This is a genomic window from Candidatus Ancaeobacter aquaticus (genome assembly GCA_030765405.1).
In the GTDB taxonomy this organism is placed as follows: domain Bacteria; phylum Auribacterota; class Ancaeobacteria; order Ancaeobacterales; family Ancaeobacteraceae; genus Ancaeobacter; species Ancaeobacter aquaticus.
In genome coordinates this window covers 1-6,407 of the sequence record JAVCCP010000075.1, presented here as the reverse complement: position 1 = coordinate 6,407, position 6,407 = coordinate 1, and the positions used below count along the sequence as shown (strand labels likewise).

Here is a 6,407-nt window from a genome sequence, read left to right as displayed (position 1 = left end):
GAGTGTGGTTGTGATCTTGTCCTTCGCGAGGAAGATGGTCTTATATTTGTTTCCTGTGTAGATTGTTCCTTTTGTGAATGTTAGCAGTTTTCTTATTGAGGGCTGCGCATTCATTATCACGCAGAGATAGGAGTTCGTTATGTTATATATATTTACTGTTATACGTTTCTGCTTTTGGGGTTTTGTAGGTATGTTTGGTATTGCTCCTAGAGATGTTAGGTATAGGGGTAGGTATTTGTATAAGGATGTTACTGATGATGGTGGTATATATTATTGGAGACGTACTATTAAGAGTGATTATAGAAGATATTATCGTTTTATATGTCAGCATGGTGGTGTTGAGGGGTTCCTCAGTGCGCCCTGGCATCCATGGTTTTGTTATCGTATAGCTACGGAGACAGGTTTATGGGAGTTTGATACTCGGGACAGGAGTTATCGTCCTTTACAGTTGAGGGGTAAAAATATTTACCCCTCTAAATACTCTAAGTTCATAAAATTATTTAAATAGTTCCTGTTCTACCTACTTGTCATATGCTTATAGTCTGTATTCCATTAGACGTAAAATAAAACCCAATAAGGAATGTCGGCTTTATTCATTCATAAACAATATCTTCTTTCAGTCTCAATGTAGAATTCTAATAACAGAACAAATTGTTTATGAATAGCCTCCTTTTTAAATTATCCGCTCGTTCCTTGATGAGATAGTACAAACTCATCATTCACGAAAGCAAGTTATGAGGGAATTGTTCCAAACTTTGTTGTGACGTATAGAAAAGCTTTGAGAGAGAAAAAACAGGAAGAAGCGGTCGTTCAGAAAGCTTCGGAGAAAGTACGGAGAAAGTTTTCAGGTCTATTAATGAAAATATATTCATTAAAACTACCCAAAAAGATGTCCAGAAAACTACCCAGAAACAAGATGATATTTTGGCTTATTTGTCCAAGCGTCCCGGAGCAGGCAGAGAAGGAATAAGCGAGTCTGTCCCGCTAAGGGAGGATGTTGGGAAGTATTGAGTAGTGATAAAAACAAATATTAAAAAATCATCAGGAATAAATTCTTGGCCAGAAGATTATTCCTTCCAGTTATAAACTTCGGTCCCAGCTTCGCTGGGATTTGCTTGCTGCAAAACTTTCTCCAACTTCTCCTGTATATTTTAATGTACCAGCTTTTTTCCTTTATAAGTGATTATAGAAGATATTATCGGGTTATATGTCAGCATGGTGGTGTCGAGGGGTTTCTTAGTGTGTCTTATCATTCGTGGTTTTGTTATTGCATAGCTACAGAGACAGGTTTATCTAGGGATAGCAGCTATCGTCTTCTTCAGTTACGGGGTAAAAATATTTACCCCTCAAAATACTCATTAATTCCTCGCGCACTTCATTTACCGGGAAGGCTTTCTTGCAAGACGAATAATCTTATGTTTTACATAGGGAACTAAGGTCGATTGAACACTAAAATTTCTTAACCCAATACCTAAAAGAAGATTGGTAAATTTTAAATTCCCGGCTAATTCTCCACACAGACTGCATTCTTTGCCTAATTCTTTTGCTTTACGGATAACTTCTTCAAGGGGTTTAAGAATAATATGCTTTCCCTCTTGATAATACTCAATCACTTCAATTTTCTCACGGCCTGCGGCCATAACATATTGCACTAGATCATTGGTGCCGATATTTAAGAAATCAGAGTTTTTGAGAAATTCGTCGATGAGCATAAGTGCTGATGGCGTTTCGATCATGGCTCCCAGAAAAACATTTTCATTAAATGATATTCCCTCTTTGCGCAGCTTCTCTTTCTCTTTCGAAAGATAGTTCCTAACCTCTGTCATCTCCCATGGAAGAGAAACCATGGGGACCGAAATCTTGACATTAAATTTTGCGCTCAATCGAAGAAAAACCCTCAGCTGCATTTCTAATAAACTAGGATATTTTAAAAGCAACCTTACACCTTTTAAACCTAATGCCGGATCTTTAATTTCTACAATTTTGAGAAAAGGCAGAGTTTTATCTCCCCCAATGTCCAGAAGACGAAGATTAATCTCTTGATCGTTCACGCAACTTAAGGCCTTGACTAACTGATCATAAAGCTTTTCCTCCCGAGGAAAGTTTTGACTGTCCATATAAAGAGACTCGGTGCGATAAAGACCGATTCCGTCAGACATACAGTCTCTTGCCATCTTAATATCACTTAAAGAAGATACATTAGCGGTCACCTTAATTAACTCTCCTCTTATTTCTAACGGAACATCTTTAACATGCTGAACAACCTTGAGCCTGTTATCTATTCTCTTTTGAATTACTTCCGGGTAGGATTTAAGTTCAGCCGGAGTTGGATTAACAATGATCAATCCTTTATCTCCATCGATAATTACTTGGGTCCCATGGGGGAGGGATTCAGTAGGGATATTTATCTTGGAAACAAAGGGGATATCCAAAGCCTTTGCGAGAATCGCAGAATGCGAATTTTGCGTTCCTTCAACCGTAACGATTGCTTTAACATTTTTTATATTGAAAGATGCTGTGTCCGATGGAAGCAACCTCTGCGCAAAAATAACAGAATTCTCGGCAAGATTCAAAGCACTGTTTTTATTCGTTCTCCCGGTAAGAGCCCTCATGAGGCGCCTGCCAACATCGACGACATCAATTGCCCTTTTTTGAATGAAATCGTTCTTATTTCTTTTTATTTTATCCTTCCGATCTTCAAATACTTCCTGTACAATGTGTTCAACATTGAGTTTCTGATCCTTCAGGCCTTTTTCAATATCCTCAACCAGTGCGTCATCTTTTAAAATGAGTTGGTGGGCAGTAAAAATCTCAGCATGTTCCGGGTCAATTTCTTTCGCAACTTTTGACTTTAAATTGCCGAGGTCTCCGTGAACTTTATCACTAGCCTGTTGAAACTTTTTAATTTCTCCTTCCACCTGCCATTTTTTCAAATCTCTCTTCTCAACGTGACGAGTTAAAATATCCTGATAATAAAAAACATACCCAACAGCAAATCCACCTACGATAGGTTCGCCTTTAAAAACAGTTCGTTTTGAAATTATATTTTTCATATTTAAAGATCCACTCCTACTTTGTTAACCTCTTTATAGTCAACATCAACTGTTACTTTATGCCGTGTTCGTTTTTCATCATACATTAACGCAAAGAACTCTTTAATACGTCGGCAACACAAGCAATTGCTTTATCGCCTACGTCATGCCATAAATGATCTATTCTCATCGTATCTTATTGTCCGACAAATAGATATTTTTATTAATAAATGGTCTTGATTTTTTTCTAGGTGAGAATTTAATGACCTTCGGGTATCTAACCTGATAATTACATATTGTAAATTATTGAAATTAAACAAAATATTCCTTTTATGCAGTTGTGTTATGACCAGATCTCGGCATGCATTTAGTCTGATTCTTTTGGAAATTCGATGCAATTTGATAATATTCCTTTATTACTCTCTGGTATCTCTAAGAAATAAACGCCTATACGATACAGCTCTGAGTGAAAAAGGGGTCTTTACGAAAATAAAGGGGACACACCTATTCATAGATAGACGCAATAAGTATTGTAAGGAATATTAAATGTGCACCAACACTACGCATAATAGAGTATATCATCCCATGATTCTACTACAACAGATAAAAACAATAAATAGGAAAACTATGTGACGTTACCAGTATCCGAAAATGCATTCCTCGTTCTCAGACATACCCTGACCAGCATAAGCATAACCGGTACTTCAATCAATACTCCAACAACAGTCGCAAGTGACGCCCCTGAAGATAATCCGAAAAGCATTGCAGCAGTAGCTATTGCAACCTCGAAGTGGTTACTCGCACTAATAAGCGCTGATGGCGCGGCGTCTCTGTACGGCAGTTTTAACCACTTGGCCAACATATAGGTGAAGGTGAAGGGGTCACACCTATTCATTTCCTATTCATTAATTGTCCCTGATGTCCGTGTGTCAGGAATATTTTATTTTTTGTATCCGAATATTGAAGTATTAAACCTTCATGTGTTTCTATACCTTCAAATAGCGGTTCATAGCAATCTTTACGCTCGTTATAATAGCTGTAAAGGTGTTTCTTAACGTTCTTAGGATTTTTCCATTTCCTGTTGTGATTTCCCCAGATAAAATAAAATCTATTATCCTGATGAAATTTACTCATTAACTTAAATATATGGTTATAGGCACTTCTTATTGTAGCAAATCTTCTGTTTTCCCAAAGCTCATCTCCATCTCCGATTTCAATGTAGGAAAATCCGTTGTTATAGTAGTGGTTCAACGCATAAAAAAAGATATTTTGATTATGAGCAAAGTCATCTGCCAGACTGTTGTCACCTCGGTGACAATCACTAAATAAAATAAATTTAGACGAATCATCAAATGGAATTTCCTTTGATGAGTTAAATACTTTGGTTAGGCGATTGCCAGTGAACATAATTAGGTTTCCATTTTTTGATTATTCATTTATCTGTTTCCATTGCCATACTCTGCAATATCCCCTTCACATAAGCTATGCTTCTTTTCGGGTTATCTTTTGACCTATCTTTTATCCTATCGAAAGCGTAGTTCACTTTATCAATTCCGTATTCATCGATCATCTTAATAATATCTTCTACATCAACTAGATTATTCTCGCAAAAGACAAGCCTGGCGTATTCTTGAGCCTCTTTAACCTTGTTTTTTCCATACTTGTCATAAAGTTTTCCAAGTTCCTTGCTGAAATTTTCAATACTGTATAAATTCTTTAACCTATATCTATTTGGTAATCTGTTATTATATCCTTTACCAGAATCTATATTGCCATATTCGATTTCGAGCAAATTCCAGTGTCTAAGTTCAGCCATTCCGTTGCTAATAACTTCTTTTCCAACTTTATACTTTTCGACTAGTGCCTTTTTGCTCATCATCCACATTTTGTGTTCAGGTCCGCCTTCTATAAGATTTATAAAATAGCAGTATCTTCCGGAAAGTGACAATCTCATATCCCAACCCGTTCCCCAGAATTTCTCCGGAATCTCAAAATATTTCTTTTTAGTATCATTAAATGGCTTTAATATAACTTTAGCATTTTTCCCTCTTACAGGTGCATATTTGAGGAGTCCATATTTATTTTGTAAATTCCTTAACGTTTGATAACCAAGCATTTCTCTATATTTATTTTTCGACATTCTGTCGGAAATTCCAATATATTCAGCGACTTTCTTGTAATCAAAGTTTATTTCTTTGCCTGGATTGTAATGACCCACAAGATACATGTATACGTTCCAAAAATAATCATTTGAATGAGAAACAAAATCACTTAATACTGCAAGCATAATATCAGTATTAAAAATGATATATTTTTGAGATACCTTTGCGCTTGCCTCATGATCAATCTGTATCTTTTTAAAATCATCCAGAAAATCGTTTGCGACGTCTTTTGATTTAAAAAGTACAGAATATTCATTGCTCCTTGTTAAAGCATTCTTTGTCCAGTTATGACTCCCAATAATGACTATCTCTCCATCAATAAGGATACATTTACCATGGGTGTATATCTCAAGCTTATCAAAAGAAACATCAATACCGTTTGCTTTAAGATAATCAAAAGCCCTTCTATTTTTTTCAGCCTTTTCATAATCTCTTCCAAGAAGCCTGTTTCCTTTGAAAACGATAGTTTGATCGAGGACAACCTTAACATCAACACCACGTTCTTTAGCTTTAACCAAGTCATTAACCAATATAGAGACCGTAGACTTAGGTTGGTCTTTTTTGAAATTAATGTAGTACATAACAACATAAATGGAGTCTTTGGCTTCAGCGAAAGATTTATGAACAGCAGTAAAGTATTCTTGATTACTCAAAGGTGTAATTTCTTCAGAGAATGCATTTGTAGAAAATAGGGGAGAGAGAAGGCTAAAAAGAATTATTATATTTAGAAGTAAACGTTTCATGTTCCAAATTATAGTCCAACCCTGCAATAAAATCAAATCCAATAAGGAGTGTGTCGGCTTTATTTATTCACAAATAATATCTTCTTATACAATCCAGTCAGAAGTCTGTGGGAAGAAAAAATTATTTGTGCATAGCCTCCTTATAAATTCGCTCGCACCTTAATAAGATTATATTCCTTACAGGAAACAAACTCATCAAGCCGCTCGCTAAAAAACCCAAGGTAAAGCAAAACAAAAAGAAGGGGTAAAAAAGCCGAGCCAGCCTCGGCGAGGCGTGGCATGACCTAGTGCCACACAATACTGCGACTGCTTGCCTCGTTTCATTCCGAAGGAATGAGCACGTGGACAAGGAGGGAGCAGCAGAATACTACATTGGAATAGCCCAGCAGTGGAGTGTAAAGAGAATAGGCAGGATGTCTGTTTTCTTTACACTGCCTGCGGAGAGAATAAGCTTCATTGGTACGACCTAG

General features: G+C 36.5%; 5 protein-coding genes. 1 reads left to right on the top strand and 4 read right to left on the bottom strand.

Annotated features, from left to right (window positions below; all coding sequences use genetic code 11):
- Positions 1-139: 139 nt before the first annotated feature.
- Positions 140-508, top strand: coding sequence for a hypothetical protein (locus P9M13_10355; protein MDP8263685.1), 369 nt, complete (start codon positions 140-142; stop codon positions 506-508).
- An 871-nt stretch (positions 509-1,379) separates the two neighbouring features.
- On the opposite strand, the gene ptsP is transcribed toward P9M13_10355, so the two are convergent.
- The 4 genes from ptsP to P9M13_10335 all read right to left on the bottom strand — a co-directional run bounded on the left by ptsP (position 1,380) and on the right by P9M13_10335 (position 5,937).
- Complete coding sequence (gene ptsP, locus P9M13_10350) at positions 1,380-3,053, bottom strand: phosphoenolpyruvate--protein phosphotransferase (protein MDP8263684.1); 1,674 nt, start codon at positions 3,051-3,053, stop codon at positions 1,380-1,382.
- 604 nt (positions 3,054-3,657) lie between these two features.
- Positions 3,658-3,927 carry a hypothetical protein gene (locus tag P9M13_10345; GenBank protein MDP8263683.1) on the bottom strand — a complete coding sequence of 90 codons (270 nt, stop codon included), beginning with the start codon at positions 3,925-3,927 and terminating at the stop codon, positions 3,658-3,660.
- Positions 3,924-4,439 (bottom strand): hypothetical protein, encoded by a 516-nt coding sequence (locus P9M13_10340; protein ID MDP8263682.1) that lies wholly within the window; start codon positions 4,437-4,439, stop codon positions 3,924-3,926. The genes P9M13_10345 and P9M13_10340 overlap by 4 nt, the downstream gene beginning before the upstream one ends.
- A 25-nt stretch (positions 4,440-4,464) precedes the next feature.
- Positions 4,465-5,937 (bottom strand): phospholipase D-like domain-containing protein, encoded by a 1,473-nt coding sequence (locus P9M13_10335; protein MDP8263681.1) that lies wholly within the window; start codon positions 5,935-5,937, stop codon positions 4,465-4,467.
- Positions 5,938-6,407: the final 470 nt, after the last annotated feature.

Excerpts from the sequence above, each read along its gene's own strand:
- P9M13_10345 (MDP8263683.1), bottom strand. The coding sequence starts at position 3,927 with ATGAATAGGTGTGACCCCTTCACCTTCACCTATATGTTGGCCAAGTGG.
- P9M13_10340 (MDP8263682.1), bottom strand. The coding sequence starts at position 4,439 with ATGTTCACTGGCAATCGCCTAACCAAAGTATTTAACTCATCAAAGGAA.
- P9M13_10335 (MDP8263681.1), bottom strand. The coding sequence starts at position 5,937 with ATGAAACGTTTACTTCTAAATATAATAATTCTTTTTAGCCTTCTCTCT.
- ptsP (MDP8263684.1), bottom strand. The coding sequence starts at position 3,053 with ATGAAAAATATAATTTCAAAACGAACTGTTTTTAAAGGCGAACCTATC.
- P9M13_10355 (MDP8263685.1), top strand. The coding sequence starts at position 140 with ATGTTATATATATTTACTGTTATACGTTTCTGCTTTTGGGGTTTTGTA.